The 14,208-nt window shown below is 55.2% G+C and carries 15 protein-coding genes and 1 other RNA gene; 8 read left to right on the top strand and 8 right to left on the bottom strand.

Translation table 11 applies throughout. The features are described from left to right. Positions 1 to 3: 3 nt before the first annotated feature. From H8S11_RS10625 to hrcA, 3 genes are all read right to left on the bottom strand, one after another. A complete protein-coding gene (locus tag H8S11_RS10625; RefSeq protein WP_186853129.1) occupies positions 4 to 141 on the bottom strand; it encodes a hypothetical protein in 138 nt (45 codons plus the stop codon). Between the two features lie 62 nt (positions 142 to 203). Beyond that, a complete protein-coding gene (gene grpE, locus H8S11_RS10630) occupies positions 204 to 815 on the bottom strand; it encodes a nucleotide exchange factor GrpE (RefSeq protein ID WP_186853130.1) in 612 nt (203 codons plus the stop codon). A gap of 21 nt (positions 816 to 836) precedes the next feature. Continuing rightward, positions 837 to 1,904, bottom strand: a complete 1,068-nt coding sequence (gene hrcA, locus H8S11_RS10635; protein ID WP_147573361.1) for a heat-inducible transcriptional repressor HrcA — start codon at positions 1,902 to 1,904, stop codon at positions 837 to 839. Positions 1,905 to 2,220: 316 nt separating this feature from the next. Here hrcA and H8S11_RS10640 point away from each other — a divergent pair, with 316 nt between their 5' ends. Beyond that, positions 2,221 to 2,376 (top strand): hypothetical protein, encoded by a 156-nt coding sequence (locus tag H8S11_RS10640; protein ID WP_186853131.1) that lies wholly within the window; start codon positions 2,221 to 2,223, stop codon positions 2,374 to 2,376. Positions 2,377 to 2,411: 35 nt separating this feature from the next. Here the strand turns inward: H8S11_RS10640 and H8S11_RS10645 are convergent, their stop codons facing one another. From H8S11_RS10645 to H8S11_RS10655, 3 genes are read right to left on the bottom strand one after another with little or no spacing between them, the layout of a single operon-like run. After that, on the bottom strand, positions 2,412 to 3,254 hold the full coding sequence (locus tag H8S11_RS10645) for an MBL fold metallo-hydrolase (RefSeq protein ID WP_147573360.1): 843 nt from the start codon (positions 3,252 to 3,254) through the stop codon (positions 2,412 to 2,414). A 13-nt stretch (positions 3,255 to 3,267) separates the two neighbouring features. Then, positions 3,268 to 4,656, bottom strand: a complete 1,389-nt coding sequence (locus H8S11_RS10650) for an MATE family efflux transporter (RefSeq protein WP_186853132.1) — start codon at positions 4,654 to 4,656, stop codon at positions 3,268 to 3,270. A 29-nt stretch (positions 4,657 to 4,685) separates the two neighbouring features. Continuing rightward, positions 4,686 to 5,825 carry a cysteine desulfurase family protein gene (locus H8S11_RS10655; RefSeq protein WP_186853133.1) on the bottom strand — a complete coding sequence of 380 codons (1,140 nt, stop codon included), beginning with the start codon at positions 5,823 to 5,825 and terminating at the stop codon, positions 4,686 to 4,688. Between the two features lie 282 nt (positions 5,826 to 6,107). Between H8S11_RS10655 and H8S11_RS10660 the strand changes: the two genes are divergently transcribed. The 4 genes from H8S11_RS10660 to ssrA all read left to right on the top strand — a co-directional run bounded on the left by H8S11_RS10660 (position 6,108) and on the right by ssrA (position 8,460). Beyond that, entirely contained in the window at positions 6,108 to 6,779 is a 672-nt protein-coding gene (locus H8S11_RS10660; RefSeq protein WP_186853134.1) for a thiamine diphosphokinase, read from the top strand. A gap of 72 nt (positions 6,780 to 6,851) precedes the next feature. Beyond that, complete coding sequence (gene smpB, locus H8S11_RS10665) at positions 6,852 to 7,313, top strand: SsrA-binding protein SmpB (RefSeq protein WP_147573357.1); 462 nt, start codon at positions 6,852 to 6,854, stop codon at positions 7,311 to 7,313. 27 nt (positions 7,314 to 7,340) lie between these two features. Continuing rightward, the gene (locus H8S11_RS10670) at positions 7,341 to 7,862 is read left to right on the top strand and encodes a peptidylprolyl isomerase (protein WP_186853135.1); all 522 of its coding nucleotides are present in this window, start codon (positions 7,341 to 7,343) and stop codon (positions 7,860 to 7,862) included. 233 nt (positions 7,863 to 8,095) lie between these two features. After that, positions 8,096 to 8,460: a transfer-messenger RNA gene (gene ssrA, locus H8S11_RS10675) on the top strand. 728 nt (positions 8,461 to 9,188) lie between these two features. Here ssrA and H8S11_RS10680 read toward each other — a convergent pair. Together H8S11_RS10680 and H8S11_RS10685 are read right to left on the bottom strand one after the other, a co-directional pair. Further along, complete coding sequence (locus tag H8S11_RS10680) at positions 9,189 to 10,088, bottom strand: PAS domain-containing protein (RefSeq protein ID WP_243201030.1); 900 nt, start codon at positions 10,086 to 10,088, stop codon at positions 9,189 to 9,191. Positions 10,089 to 10,124: 36 nt separating this feature from the next. Then, a complete protein-coding gene (locus tag H8S11_RS10685) occupies positions 10,125 to 10,598 on the bottom strand; it encodes a sporulation initiation factor Spo0A C-terminal domain-containing protein (RefSeq protein ID WP_186853137.1) in 474 nt (157 codons plus the stop codon). Between the two features lie 285 nt (positions 10,599 to 10,883). Here H8S11_RS10685 and H8S11_RS10690 point away from each other — a divergent pair, with 285 nt between their 5' ends. The 3 genes from H8S11_RS10690 (at position 10,884) to H8S11_RS10700 (ending at position 14,201) form a co-directional block, all read left to right on the top strand. Then, entirely contained in the window at positions 10,884 to 11,621 is a 738-nt protein-coding gene (locus H8S11_RS10690) for a helix-turn-helix domain-containing protein (RefSeq protein ID WP_147573354.1), read from the top strand. 372 nt (positions 11,622 to 11,993) lie between these two features. Further along, the gene (locus tag H8S11_RS10695) at positions 11,994 to 13,529 is read left to right on the top strand and encodes a DUF1538 domain-containing protein (protein ID WP_240288577.1); all 1,536 of its coding nucleotides are present in this window, start codon (positions 11,994 to 11,996) and stop codon (positions 13,527 to 13,529) included. Continuing rightward, positions 13,530 to 14,201 (top strand): hypothetical protein, encoded by a 672-nt coding sequence (locus tag H8S11_RS10700; RefSeq protein ID WP_186853138.1) that lies wholly within the window; start codon positions 13,530 to 13,532, stop codon positions 14,199 to 14,201. Positions 14,202 to 14,208 lie beyond the last annotated feature (7 nt).

A 14,208-nucleotide genomic window follows, 5' to 3' on the forward strand; every position in this document is an offset into this window, starting at 1 on the left:
AAGTTAAAATAGGAACAGCGGCCCGATGGCGTAGAGTGCGGCGCACCAGGCCAGCAGGCCCCCAGCGAGCAGCAGGGTATAGGATACAGCATCACAGGTTTTCGCTTTACAGCACTGCTTGCAGGGCTGATTTCTTTTCACTGTTTTCCTCCTTTAATCCCATCGGCTTTTGAAAATAAGCCGCACACCTCGGTTCCGTTCCCCTAATTGGCCACCTGCACCATGGCGAAGCGGATGACCTTCTCGCCGCACTGGAAGCCGGCCTGGAACACGGCGGCCACTACGTTCTCGCCCAAGCTCTCATCCTCCACGTGCATAACGGCGTTATGGAGATTCGGATCAAAGGGCTGGCCCAGGGCGGGAATCTCAGTGATGCCCAGCTTGGAAAGGATCTCCTTCAGCTGGTTCATCGTCATCTCCACCCCTTTTTTGTAGGCTTCGTCGGCGGTGTCCTGCTTCAAGGCCCGCTCCAGGTTATCATAGACGGGAAGAAACGCGGCGGCGGTATCCGCCTTGGCGTCGTTCCAGATGGACTCCTTCTCCTTGGCGGTCCGCTTTCGGTAGTTGTCGTACTCCGCGGCCAGGCGGAGAAAGCGGTCGTCGAGGGGTGCGGTCCCCTCTCCGGAGGGCTCCTCCTTGGGTGCCTCCCCTGATTTCTGGTCCTCCTGGGCGGCCTCGCCGGCCTCCTGGGGCCCCCCTTTCTCCTCCTGTTCCGTGCGAACAGCCTCTTCCTCAGGCTCCACAGCCTCTTCCTTCCGAATATCCTCCTGACACTGCTCAGGCTGGGCCTGCTTCTTTTTATTTTTATCGCTCACGATGCGGCGCTCCTTTCCTGCTTATGGCTCCTGTGTATCTGTTTTCTCTGCCGGGGGTAACTCTCCCTTGCCGAACATCCGGGTCAGGCTGTCGGCAAAATAGGACAGGCGGGCGGTGACCTTGGCGTAGTCCATCCGGGTGGGTCCAACCACTCCGATGACGCCCTTCATATTTTCTCCAATGTCGTAGCTGGCCATGACCACACTGGTGTCCTTCAGCGCGTCACTGACATTTTCCGGCCCGATCAGGATGTTCATGTTCTGGCCGCCGGTCATTGTCACAGGCAGCCGGGCCACATCCTTCTCCTCGGCCAGATAGTTCATCAGAGGTTTAGCCTTGTCCAGGCTTCGGTATTCCGGGTGTTCCAGCAAGTGAGTGATTCCGGTAGTTCGGACCTTTTGGCTGCTCTGTTCCGACAGGATCTCCACCGCGAAGTCCACCACCAGGGCAATCAGCTCAAAGGCGCCTGGAGCGGTGCGGGTCTCCATCTTGTCCAAGGTCTGTTCCATCTCCTCCTGGGTCAGTCCCACGAAGGAACTGTTCAGAACCGCGGAGAGCAGTTGGAGCTGGGTGTCAGAAACCTCCTCAGGGATATGGATGAGTTTATTTTTAACGATGGAGTTGTCCGTCATGACCACGGCGATAAAGGCGTTTTCTTCCACTTTCAGCAGGTCATAGCGTTTGACGGTGATCCGCTCCGCGGGGGCGGCCATGGTAAATACAGGATAGTCGCTGAACTGGGATAGGACCTTTCCCGCCCGGTCGATCACTCGATCCAGCTCCTCCATCTTCAGGTTCAGCGCCTCGTTGATACGCTGAGTCTCCTGCATGGTCAGCTGCTGATGACCCATCAACTCATTGACATACAGCCGGTAGCCCGCGGCGGAGGGTACCCGTCCGGCGGAGGTATGGGGCTGCTCCAAAAGGCCCATATCAGTCAAATCAGCCATCTCGTTCCGGATGGTGGCGCTGGACACATCCAGTCCGGCCCGCTCCGCTACCATTTTCGAGCCCACAGGCTCGGCGGTGGCGATATAGGTTTCAATGATGGCCCGAAGAATCCGTCTTTTTCTATCCGTCAGCTCCATGTTTCCACCCCCCTGTTCCTTTTATCTCGGCATGCGCTTCCGGCCGTTCCGACTCAAGACAGCTCCGCTCCGCGGACCCTTCGTCTTATATCCTTATGCCGGCCTGCTTGCGCTTTGATCATTTTGTTAGCACTCAATACTCCTGAGTGCTAAAGATAATGTACCACCGGGGGGCAGAATTGTCAATAGGCACTTTATGAATTTGTTGTAAACAAATGAATCCCGCCAATTTTTTGCATCTTCTATCTTTTGCTGCTAAGAGCTCCGGCTCTTGACAAATGTTTCTAATGTATTACACTAGATATGAGGTGATTTTATGGGAATCGAAAAAAAGAATTACAGCTTTCGTTTTCATGAGGACATGGTAGAACGCCTCCGCGCCCAGGCCCAGCTGGAGAACCGCTCGCTCTCCAACCTGGTGGAAACGATTCTGCTCCAATATCTCTCCACCTTAGAGGAGAAAACAACATGACCGTCTGTCCATAGACAGGCGGTCATGTTTCTTTTTTATAGGGTAAACACCTGGCCGGTATACAGTCCCTGACAGCCGGGACCGAAGTATTCCGTCAGCCGCTCCAGGGCTGGCTGTCCGGTGCAGTGGCCGGTCAGGATTCGCTCCACCCCCAGGGCCTTCAGCGCGTCAGCCACCGACTGTACATACTCCGGCGAGCAGTTCATGCCAGTCCCCCCCTTGGCATACATATGCAGTCCGCCCACCACGGCGTGCACCCGCTTTCCGGGCAGCTGGTCCAGCACGCCCCGCACGATGTTGACGATGCCCCCATGGCTGCAGGAGTTGAAGACCACCAGTCCCCGCTCCCCCTCCAGCACCAGGGACTGCTCGTGGCTGAAATCGTCCGGGACAAAGTCATCCTCCCCTCGCTTGCAGACCAGGTTAGACGCCTTTCCCATAAAGGCCGGGTCCTTTGGACCGTCGGGCAGCAGCCACCCACCCTCCAGCAGCTCCATAGGTCCCGGTACTGGGACAAGCCGCTCTCTGGCCCCCTCCCAGATATCCCGGTGGACGCCAATAAATTTGGGTCCCTCCTCTGTCATGGAGAAGTAGGGCCCTCCGGCCTGGGGGCGGACATAGACCTTGGCTCTCTGGTTGAGCTGGAAGAACCGGCGCAGGCCGTCGGCGTGGTCATAGTGGCCGTGGGACAGCACCCCCAGGTCCACATCCGCCAGGTCCACCCCAAGCTTCTGGGCGTTGTCGGCAAACCGTCCTGAGGCGCCCCCATCCAGCAGCAGCCTCTTCCCCCGATATTCGATATACAGGGACAGGCCGTGCTCCGGCACCAGACCGCATCCCTCCTGGGCAGTATTTTCCATTAATACGGCAACTTTCATGTCCTGTTCCTCCTTATTCCAGTGCTCCAGAGCGGGTCAAGTCTCGAATCCACTTGCCGCTCCTTAATCTCCACACTCCCCCGACGCACTTACAAAACTGCTCTACCCCCAGGGACAGGTAGACCCAAAAGATCCCCGTCTTCAACACCAGCCCACATATAGCGGCCATAGGTACTGCCACCAGCCAGAGCGGGAGAATGTCAATGAGCGTAGTGGCCCGCACATCTCCCCCTCCCCGGAGGACTCCCACAATATTCACGCTGTTAAAATCCTTCAGCGGCATGATGACCGCCTGGAGAGTAATCATCATAGTGGCCGCAGCCGCCGCTCCCGCCGAGAGCTTAAACAGCGGGAACACATAGGTAGGCGCCAGGAAAACCAGTACCAGCCACAGGGCCAATCCCAGCGCCGCGCCTCCTACGGCGGCCAAGGTGTTCAGGGCGAGTCCCACTCCATATACCCTGTCCTTATGTCCGGCACCGATCTCCCGGCCAATGATAATCGCCGCGGTAGAGGCAAGTCCCATGGAAACTACCTTACATATTTTCTCTACATTTCCTGCTAGCGTATAGGCGGCCAGTATCTCCGTGCTGCCCGCCATATGTCCCATGACTGTGGGATACATAGAGGTACCTAGCCCCCACAGGGTTTCATTCAGCACCACTGGCCCACTGCACATCAGAAATTGACGGGCCAGCCGCTTTCCTGGCCGCAGGACCAGTCTCCACCGCACCCGGAAGATCCGATTCCTAGCCATGTGACAGGCCACGATGACAACCTCTAAAACGCGTGCGATGAGGGTGGCCAGAGCCGCCCCTTGAACTCCCAGTGCGGGCGCTCCCAGATTTCCGAAAATAAATACCCAGTTCAAAAAGGTATTCACTGCCATAGAGGTAGCCAGAATGTACATTCCCAGTTGGGGATGCTCCATACTGCGGAAGGCTGCAATATAAGTCATTGAAAAGGCGTTGAATACATAGGACAGCCCCGCCAGCCGGCCATATTGGGCTGCCAGCTCCACCACCGCCCGGTCGTTGCCAAAGAGGCTGAGAAATTCTACCGGACAGATCAGCAGAATGACCGAGCACAGAGACGATACTGCCATCACCAGCCACAGGGCCATCCCATAGATCCGATTGATAGACTCCATGTCCTGTTTGCCCCAGTATTGGCTCAACAGGACCGTGGAGCCGCTCTGCACTCCAAAAATAAAAAGCTGCACTACAAACAGTGGAATATTGGCTAGGGTAACCGCCGCCATCGGCTCCTCCCCCAGCAGCCCCACCATAAAGGTGTCCGCCATGCTCAGGGTGCTGGTGATCATATCCTGGAGGATGATAGGCGCGGCCAGAGCAGCGACCTCCTTATAAAAATTCGGTCCTCTCCGCATATAGGCAAACATGGAAACGCTCCTTTTTCGTTGTTTCTCATTCAGGACAGGGATGGGAACAGCTTCTCCGATGCCCCTTTCAATCCCTCAATTAAGGCGTCTACGTCCTCCTGCTTGGTATCGTAGGAAAAGCTGATCCGCAGCACCCCGTCCCGTTCCCCCTTGGGCAGTTTCAGGGCGGCAAAGACGTGGCTGGGTTTCCCCTTGTGGCAGGCGGAGCCGGAGGAGATATATACCCCCCGGTCACTCAGGAAGCGGACCACCACCTCGCTCTTATAACCCACCAGGGAGATGGCTAGGATGTGGGGAGCGCCCCCCTGGGCCAGCAGTTTCGCCTTCGGCACTTCCTCCGCCAGCCGCCGAACGGTTTCTTCCTTCAGCCGGGCCATATGGGCCATGTCCTCCTCCAGAGTCTGCCGCCCCAGCCGGGCGGCGGCGGCGAACGCCGCGATCTGAGCTGTGGCCTCAGTACCCGACCGAAGGCCCTCCTCCTGCCCTCCGCCCCAGATCAGGGGAGGCAGCTTCAGCCCCTTTCGAACATAGAGCGCCCCCACCCCTTTAGGGGCGTGGATCTTGTGTCCGCTGACTGTCAGCAGGTCTACACCCAGTTTTTTGGGGGAAAAAGGTATTTTCAAAAATCCCTGCACCGCGTCACAGTGGAGCAGAGCCGGGCAGCCAGTCCTCCGAATGACTTGGGCAACCTCCCCCACAGGCAGGATGGCGCCTAGTTCATTGTTAACCAGCATCATGGAGACCAGCGCCGTGTCCGGCCGCATCGCCTCCTCCACCTGGGCGGCAGTGATGTTACCCTGGCGGTCCGGCTCCAGATATGTCACCTCATAGCCCCGGCGCTCCAATTCCCGGCAGGGCTCCAGCACAGCGGCGTGCTCGATGGCGGTGGTGATAATGTGCTTTCCTCGGCGGCGATTGACCTCCAGGGCAGACTGGATGGCCCAGTTGTCCCCCTCCGTGCCACAGGAGGTAAAAAACAGCTCCTCCGGCAGGCAGCCCAGGGCCTGAGCCACATTTCCCCGCCACTCCTTCATCCGGGCGGCCGCCTTGGTCCCCAGTTCATACCGGGACGAGGGGTTGCCCCAGCCCTGGGTCATCGCCTCTACCGCCGCCTGTACAGCCTCCGGCCGCACCGGCGTGGTGGCCGCATTATCCAAATAATGTATCATCCTGATCCACCCCAGTCTGTATCTGTTCAAAGTATCCTTCATTCTACCGTCTGCCTGGAGGAAAGTCAAGGCGGCGCAGACCGGCTCTGACCAGTGGGCTGCCGGACTTTCTCTCTATATCGGTCCTATCCGCACAACTTCCCTGGATACACTTATTTTTTCTTCTCCAGGAATATACTCTCCACAAGGAGACCTCTTTGTGGTATAATGAGAAAAAATCGCTCAAGAGTTCTCCCGGTCTTTTCCGGGCCTCTTATGCTCTCTGAAAAAGAAGGTTTTATCATGACCAATAACCAACGCATCTGTTATGTGGTGGGGGCCATGTCCCTGTCCCCCTCTCTGCGCCCCTACCCCGCTCTGGGGGACTACGTCATCGCCGCCGACCGTGGCTATGACTCCCTGATGGCCTACGGCGTCACGCCTGACCTTGTGGTGGGCGACTTTGATTCCCTGGGCCGCACCCCCTCCCATCCCAACGTGATCCAGCTCCCAGCAGAGAAGGATGATACTGACATGGTCTACGCTCTTCGTAAGGGTCTGGAGCTGGGCTACCGGCGATTCGTTCTGCTGGGCGGCGTGGGCGGCCGGCTGGAGCACACCCTTGGCAACCTCCAGCTGCTGGACTGGCTGACTACCCAGGGGGCCCACGGATTCCTGGCAGGCGAAAAAACAGCGGCCACCGCCCTCCGGAACAGTTCCCTCACCTTCCCCGCCTCCATGTCTGGCTATCTATCTGTGTTCTGCAACAGCGGCACAGCGGAAGGGGTCACCCTCACTGGGCTCAAATTTCCGCTGGACCAGTATCAAATGGAGGGCAGTTTCCCCATTGGGGTCAGCAATGAGTTTCTGGGCACAGAGGCCACGGTGTCTGTGAGGCATGGTTCTCTCCTGCTGCTGTGGGAGGAATCGGGGAATTTTTACTCCCAACTGCCCAAACTGTGGCCCAATCCTTGACTTTTTCCTTGCCTTTTGGGCTATCCTATGGTATAGTTGTTCCCTGATCTTGAGGGAGAGGAGGTGTCCCCAGTGGGCGAAGCGGTCAAGGTCGTCGCCAAAAACAGCAAGGCCTACCACGATTACTTCGTGGAAGAGAAATTTGAGGCCGGCATTGAACTGGCGGGCACCGAGGTCAAGTCTATCCGGCTGGGCAATGTGAATCTGAAGGACTCCTTCTGCATCATCAAGGAGGGGCAGCTGTCTGTCCTGGGTATGCACATCAGTCCATATGAAAAGGGCAATATTTTCAATAAGGACCCCCGCCGGCCCCGCCGGCTGCTCATGCACCGGCGGGAGATCCTGCGGCTCTCCGGCCGGATCCAGCAGGACGGCTACTCCCTCATCCCCCTGTCCGTCTATTTCAAGGGCCCACGGGTCAAACTGGAGCTGGGGCTTGCCAAGGGCAAGAAGCTCTATGACAAGCGGGAGTCCTCCGCCAAGCGGGACGCCAAGCGGGAAATAGACCGGGCGATGAAGACAAGGAACCGGTGACCGGTACTATCAGAAAGGATGACAGATATGGCACAAAATCCCATTGTCACCATTGAAATGGAAGACGGCGGCGTCATGAAGGCGGAGCTCTATCCTGAGGTGGCCCCCAACAGCGTCAACAATTTCATCAGCCTGGTCCGCAAGGGCTTTTACAACGGGCTGATCTTCCACCGCTGTATCCCCGGATTCATGATCCAGGGCGGCTGCCCCCAAGGCACTGGTATGGGCGGTCCCGGCTACTCCATCAAGGGCGAGTTCAGCCAGAACGGTGTAAAGAACGACTTGGCCCACGACCGGGGTGTGCTGTCCATGGCTCGGGCCATGGCCCCCGACTCCGCCGGCAGTCAGTTTTTCATTATGGTCGAGAAGGCTCCCCACCTGGACGGCAGCTATGCCGCCTTTGGCAAGGTCTTTGAGGGCATGGAGGTGGCTGACGCCATCGTAAACAGCAAGACAGATTGGAATGACCGGCCCCGTCAGGACCAGAGGATGAAGTCGGTTACCGTTGACACCTTTGGTGTGGAGTACCCTGAACCGGAGAAAGTATAATATAGTCCTTGAGTAAGCGCATCCGTACCGGCGCGCCAGCCGTGCCGGTACGGTCTGATTTCACTGAATCCCTCAAGCAAACCACACTGCATACGTTTTCTTTTTCTGGCGGCAAAGCCGCTGTCCAAAATGGAACCCAGTGCAGCGGATCCGTTTTGGAGAGGAGGAATAAGGGAGCGAACGAAGTTTTCGCCATTATGGGAAGCGGAGTTGGCTGGACTTTGCGACGACGAGGGGGCGTACCGGTTTCGACGGGGACGCTGCAGTGGGAATAGCGGGCGGTGGCGCCTGGCCACCTTAAAACGGGCATTCTTTATAAATTAAAGAACGACAACTACGCTTACGCTGCCTAATTAAAGGCAGCCGTCTGACCGGGAAGGGCCACGAGCCCGGATCAGGCGTCGCTTAGTGGCGGACGTGAGCCGGCAAAGCTTTGAGCCGGCCATGCATCATGAAGCTCACCTGACCTTCAGGCGTGACGGCTTGCCTGAAGCGAAGGGAACGGGGAGAGCAAGACTCCTGTAATAACCGTCTGCGCCCGGAGAAGTTCCCATGAATGTGTTTTCGGACGGGAGTTCAACTCTCCCCGCCTCCACCAAAAGAAAATGCGGCTTGTTTCGACAAGTCGCATTTTCTTTTGGGTTTCGCTCCCGTTGGCCGCTCCACCCTTCGGTGATTGAAATGCTCGGGCGAAGTGAATTCGCCCTGCGCCAAGGTTTTGCCTGTGGCAAAACGCTTGTACGGCGCAAAGGCGCCGCCGGCCAGAAGGCCGGTTGGATGCTTCTCAAGAAAAATTGCAAATTTGAATCCAAGAGAGTTCGACCGACCTGAGAGGATTTGGATTGTTACCCCTTGCCAAAAAGAAAGACATCTGTTTTCAGCAGATGTCTTTCTTTTTGGGTTTCGGCCGCCTAAGTCGGCCGAAACCCTCCGGAATTTTAATGCTAGCGGTCGGCAGAGCCGCCCCTGCGCAATTCCCGGCCGCAGGCCGGGAATTTACGCGCCGCTCGGCGCACGGCCCAGAAGGGCCCGATAGGCGGTGTATTTCTTCTAACAGTCCCAAGGCTAAAAATATCGATTTTAACCGCTCTTTGCAGAACGAAACGGGACTGGTTGAAACAAGTCGCAATTCGTTCTAGGCAGCGTTCCTCAATATACCGCTCATGAATCTCTCTTCAGCCTAACATGTTGTCCGGCTTTTCAATATGGCTGCTGTGTCACTACCTGCTGTTTTTTCCAGATATTTTGTACGCCGATTTTGCAGCCCAACGCCCTCCCTTTCTCCGATGGTGGCAAACATATGCTTAGGCTGGACAGAGGTCCACTTTAATTGGAGGAATCATGATCCCTGGCACACAGCGCGCGCTGCCGCCGACTTTTACAACACAGACGTTCCTCCATGAACTTCTGATGAGAAATGTCAATAACCATACCTGTGAGAAGCATATTCCCCTGTTGCTCAGACAATGAGCCGTTCATCAGCAGCCACACGACCTCTCCATCGGGACGGACGACACGGTATTCTAAGCTAACCGTTTGCTCCTTCTGTTCCACGGCTTTGTGCAGCCGCCGCTCAATAAAAGGAATATCCGCTGGATGGACCAAATGGATCGTCCCGTTATTGAGTCGATTGCGTAGACTCTCCCTCGTGATGCCATGTAGCGAATAGTAGTGATCGTTAGCATAAATCAGGGTAAAATCCCGGTCCATTCTGGCGCGGAAAATTCCACCCATAGGACACTGAACGATGGATTCCAACTCAGCCTGCGCCTCCACTTGGCCAGTGATATCTAAGCATAGGCTGACCAGCACTGACTCCCCATTCGGCAGAACCGTCTGTACCCCTGTCTCTTTCACCCAGATATAGCCTTTATCTCTGCATAGCATTCTATAAGTTGTTGTGTAACTGTTTCCACTCATAAGGGCCTGTGCAATTTCACTCCGCAAGCTCTCCCGATCCTCGGCCCGAACGCAGTTGATCACAGCACCTTTAATTGCGGTGGCAAAGTCCGTCTGGTTTGGGTAATCCAGAAAAGACAGCATCCGGTCATCTATGTAATAGAGGGGAAAATCCGGAGTATTATAGGTAATCATAATACCGCCAAACATACATTCACTTAACAAGTTCAGCATTGCTTTTTCTACACAACGCTCCAGTTCCCTATGCGCACCATGCTTATGGGCGGAAAAACGCCAAGAGGCTGGCATTTTTAAATCACTTTTCATTCTCACATATCTCTCTCCTAATTTCGAGATCGAGTATCATTGACCTTGCATCGCTATATTTTCAGCTCCGTTGTTTGAGACAGCCTGTTGAATTTTGAAGGTCAGAGCATTCATCTCGTCTAAAATCTCGTTGTATATCTGCGCGCGGCATACTGACATGGCATCACATGAACTGTCTCCCATTGGATGTGTCTCTTGTCTCCAACGAAGGAATAAGACTTTCAGTTCATTGGAATTTCTAGTGTTGATAGGGTCCAGATACTGCTCCACCGACTCCAGATCCCCGCGCGTCAGAGCCCCCTCAAAGGCATAGCGTATCGCACGTTCAACTTGCCCCGGAGTCGCTCCATTCTGTTTGGCTATCTTTGCGTATAACACACAAACTTTACCAGAAAAATAGTAGGAATCTTTATCCATGAGTTCCAAAGCGTCGTGAATATATGTAAATCCTTTTGTATTAGCCGGAATCCCTGCACGCAATAGGATATCCACGATTTCATTCTGCAGCATAATCTAAAATATCCTTTCAGTAATAATTTTCTCACTACTCTCACGGCAGCCCCATACATTTGTGGGTTGACAGGAACTGTCTTTTGCTTTAGTATTATCGATATACTCAGTGTTCTCAACTCATGGTATGTACGTCCACGTATCACGAACAACGGTTTTAGCTTACAACAAACATCTTTGAAAGTCAACCATTTTTTACAAATTTCTTGTTACTATTTTTCTCATCTGCAAGAGATTTGTAAGGCAGGAAATGAGGATTGGAGCGTCTAACAAGGAGGACCTCATATGAGCCTAGGAGATAAATTGCGGCAGAGGAGACAGGAAATGGGCCTCACCAGGCCCCAGCTGGCAGCTAAAATCTGCGTGACTCCGTCAGCGATTGCCAACTATGAAAATGGAATCAGCACCCCAAAGCCTGACATCTTAATTTCCCTGATTAATGTCTTAGAGGTTGACGCCAACTATATTTACTCTGATTATCTTGGAACAAACCGAATCAGCAAAATTTATGACCAGGCTCTAAGCGCGGAAGAGATTGACGCCATCAAAAAATACAGAGCACTTTCTGAAGAGGGGAAGCGGCTTGTTCGGCTGATTGTAAACGAGGAATATACTCGAACAATCGCCAGAAGCCGGCTCACCCTTCCCTGTTATCTGCCTGGTGTACGCAAGCTTCACACTGGTTTTCTCATGCAAGAGAACTTGGGCAGTGTGCGTATCATGCGAAAGGATCTGCCGGTTGGGGCCGATTTCTGCTTTCAGATTCAGGTAGACCAATATCTGCCCGTCTTCCGTAAATTCGATATTCTGGCCCTTCAGAGAAGGCAGGCCGGGCACAATGAGATGGGGCTGTTTTGTCTCAACGGTATTTATTATCTTCGTACCCTTTTTCAAGAGAGGGGAGAGTGTCGTCTGCGGGCTCTAAATGTAATTGATGAGGACATCTTAGTAACAGAAACAGACGAATTCCGCTGTATTGGTACGGTTCTTGGGCAAGTAAATGGTATTTTGGAGCCCTCCTGAATGACCTACCTTGTCTGAATAAACTGTTGTTAGCTGTTCCGATCCGACAGGGGACGTTCCCTGTGAACGTCCTTCCCCGGTCTGACCAAATGCTGGCTGTTGTTCAGGCCAGGCAGGCTTGCTTTATACCTAAAATTCTTGCGCCGTAACGGTATCAGTCCCTCTATCCACATACTCAAGACGCAATACACACTATATCCCCTGGGCGCAACTACCCGTAAGATAACCGGATCGGTCAGCTGGCTGTTCCGGTTTTTATCACATATACCCCATAAAAACCGTCTAAATCATATTAAGATAATATAAAGATTGCTGTTTTATTTTTCTTCCTCCAGTATAATGGAATCAAGTCGTTTGAAAGGAGGCCTGACCGTGCGCTTGAACAAACAGCTAAAGGAGAAAAATAAGGAGTCCCTCTCCTCTGTCCTGCCCATCACGGCCATCGTGTTTCTCCTTTCCATCTCCATTGCGCCCCTCGATCCAGGCACGTTGGTCCTATTCCTGTTCGGCGCCATTTTGCTCATCGGCGGCATGGGCTTCTTTACTCTGGGTGTGGATATGTCCATGACCCCCATGGGTGAGGGAGTGGGCGTAGAAGTGAGCCGGGCCAGACACCTGATCGTCCCCATCGTCCTCTACTTTCTCCTGGGTGTACTCGCCACGGTAGCGGAACCAGACCTGCAAGTCCTGGCGGAGCAGGTCCCGTCCATCGACAACCCGGTCCTAATCTGGACCGTGGCCATTGGTGTGGGAATATTCCTGGTGATTGCCGCCATGCGTATCCGTATGGCTGTCCCTCTGCGCCGGCTACTCCTGGTCTTCTACTTTATCGTCTTTGCCCTGGCAGCTCTCGCGCCCGCCAACTTTATCCCCGTTTCCTTCGACTCTGGTGGCGTCACCACTGGACCTATCACAGTACCGTTCATCATGGCCCTTGGCGTAGGTATTGCCTCCACCCGCAGCGATAAAAACTCCGCCAGCGATAGCTTTGGCCTGGTTTCTCTCTGCTCCATCGGTCCCATCCTGTCCGTACTGCTACTTGGTAGTATCTACCGCCCTGAGCAGGCTGTGCCCCACACCACTTCCATCCCGGACGTATCCACCACACTAGAGGCTGCCCAATACTTTTGGGTTTCACTCCCGGCTTACTTCCGGGAAGTGGCCGTCGCTCTTATTCCTATCGCCGGCCTGTTCCTAGTGTTTCAGGTCGTCACCCGCCGGTTCAAGGGGAACGAGCTGCTCCGGATCGGTCTGGGCCTTGTCTACACCTATCTAGGGCTGGTCCTGTTCCTGTGCGGGGTCAATGTGGGCTTCATGCCCGCCGGCCAGCTCATTGGTGCCACCGTAGCTTCCAGCCCCAACCGCTGGCTGCTGGTCCCCATCGGAATGGTCATCGGCTATTATATCGTCAAGGCCGAGCCCGCCGTGGCCGTCCTTACCAAGCAGGTGGAGGAGGTCTCTAATGGCTCTATCACCCATAAGGCCATGGGCCACGCCCTGTCTATCGGCGTCTGTGTTTCCGTGGGTCTGGCCATGCTGCGGGTGCTCACCGGTCTCAATATCTTTTGGCTGCTGATCCCAGGTTATGCCATCTCCCTGGGGCTCACCTTCTTTGTCCCACCTATTTTTACCGGTATTGCCTTTGACTCCGGCGGTGTAGCCAGCGGCCCCATGACGGCCACCTTTCTCCTTCCCTTTGCTCAGGGGGCCTGTCAGGCCCTGGGCGGGGATGTGATGACTGATGCCTTCGGCATCGTGGCTATGGTAGCTATGACCCCTCTGGTGACCATTCAGATCATGGGTCTGTCCAGTGTGGTCCGGCACAGCCTGGCCCGCCGCCGGTTCCGGCACCGCATGGAACAGGTAGAGGATGTCATTCTCTATTTTGACGGAAAGGAGGGGGCTTGAATGGACGCAGTCAGTCTGATCGTATCCATCGTAGAGCGCGGCCGGGGCGTGACCATGGAAAAGCTGTATGCCAGCCGTCAGGTGTCCCTCCATCTCCAGTGCGCCGGGAGGGGAACCGCCACCTCGGAGATCATGGATATCCTGGGCCTAGGCTCCAGCGAAAAGGATGTGGTCTTCAGCTTTGCCACCCGCCAGACCGCCGCCCGCCTGCTGTATGATCTGGACAGCGACCTGCGTGGAAGCACTGGCTCCAGCGGCATTGTCTTTAATCTGCCCCTCAGCGGACTGAACAGTTTGACCGCCGCTGTGGTCAATTTTCAAAGCGAGGGCGCAAAGAGGGAAAAAGGAGGGGAAGTCCCTATGGAGCACACAGAAAACAGCTTGATTCTGGTGGCCTGCAGTCGTGGCAGCGCGGACGATGTCATGGCCACTGCCAAAGAGCACGGGGCCCGCGGCGGCACAGTCATAAAGGCCCGTCTGGCCGGACTTGAGCTGCTGGAGGAGGCCTATGACACTGATCTAAAGGCGGAACGTGAGATCGTTGCCATCGTGGTACCCACTGACAGGCGCGCTTCCATCATGGAGGCGGTCAACGTCCAGCACGGCTTACGCAGTCCAGCCCAGAGCGTACTTTGTTCCCTGCCCATCGATCATATCGTGCGGCTGGGCTGATTTCACA

Source organism: Flintibacter hominis (assembly GCF_014287965.1).
GTDB classification, from domain to species: Bacteria; Bacillota; Clostridia; order Oscillospirales; family Oscillospiraceae; genus Lawsonibacter; species Lawsonibacter aceti.

Coding starts and splice junctions, on each gene's coding strand:
- H8S11_RS10685 (WP_186853137.1), bottom strand. CDS start 10,598: ATGCTGCAGAATGAAATCGTGGATATCCTATTGCGTGCAGGGATTCCG.
- H8S11_RS10640 (WP_186853131.1), top strand. CDS start 2,221: ATGGGAATCGAAAAAAAGAATTACAGCTTTCGTTTTCATGAGGACATG.
- H8S11_RS10700 (WP_186853138.1), top strand. CDS start 13,530: ATGGACGCAGTCAGTCTGATCGTATCCATCGTAGAGCGCGGCCGGGGC.
- H8S11_RS10660 (WP_186853134.1), top strand. CDS start 6,108: ATGACCAATAACCAACGCATCTGTTATGTGGTGGGGGCCATGTCCCTG.
- H8S11_RS10655 (WP_186853133.1), bottom strand. CDS start 5,825: ATGATACATTATTTGGATAATGCGGCCACCACGCCGGTGCGGCCGGAG.
- H8S11_RS10650 (WP_186853132.1), bottom strand. CDS start 4,656: ATGTTTGCCTATATGCGGAGAGGACCGAATTTTTATAAGGAGGTCGCT.
- H8S11_RS10670 (WP_186853135.1), top strand. CDS start 7,341: ATGGCACAAAATCCCATTGTCACCATTGAAATGGAAGACGGCGGCGTC.
- hrcA (WP_147573361.1), bottom strand. CDS start 1,904: ATGGAGCTGACGGATAGAAAAAGACGGATTCTTCGGGCCATCATTGAA.
- H8S11_RS10645 (WP_147573360.1), bottom strand. CDS start 3,254: ATGAAAGTTGCCGTATTAATGGAAAATACTGCCCAGGAGGGATGCGGT.
- H8S11_RS10680 (WP_243201030.1), bottom strand. CDS start 10,088: ATGAAAAGTGATTTAAAAATGCCAGCCTCTTGGCGTTTTTCCGCCCAT.
- H8S11_RS10690 (WP_147573354.1), top strand. CDS start 10,884: ATGAGCCTAGGAGATAAATTGCGGCAGAGGAGACAGGAAATGGGCCTC.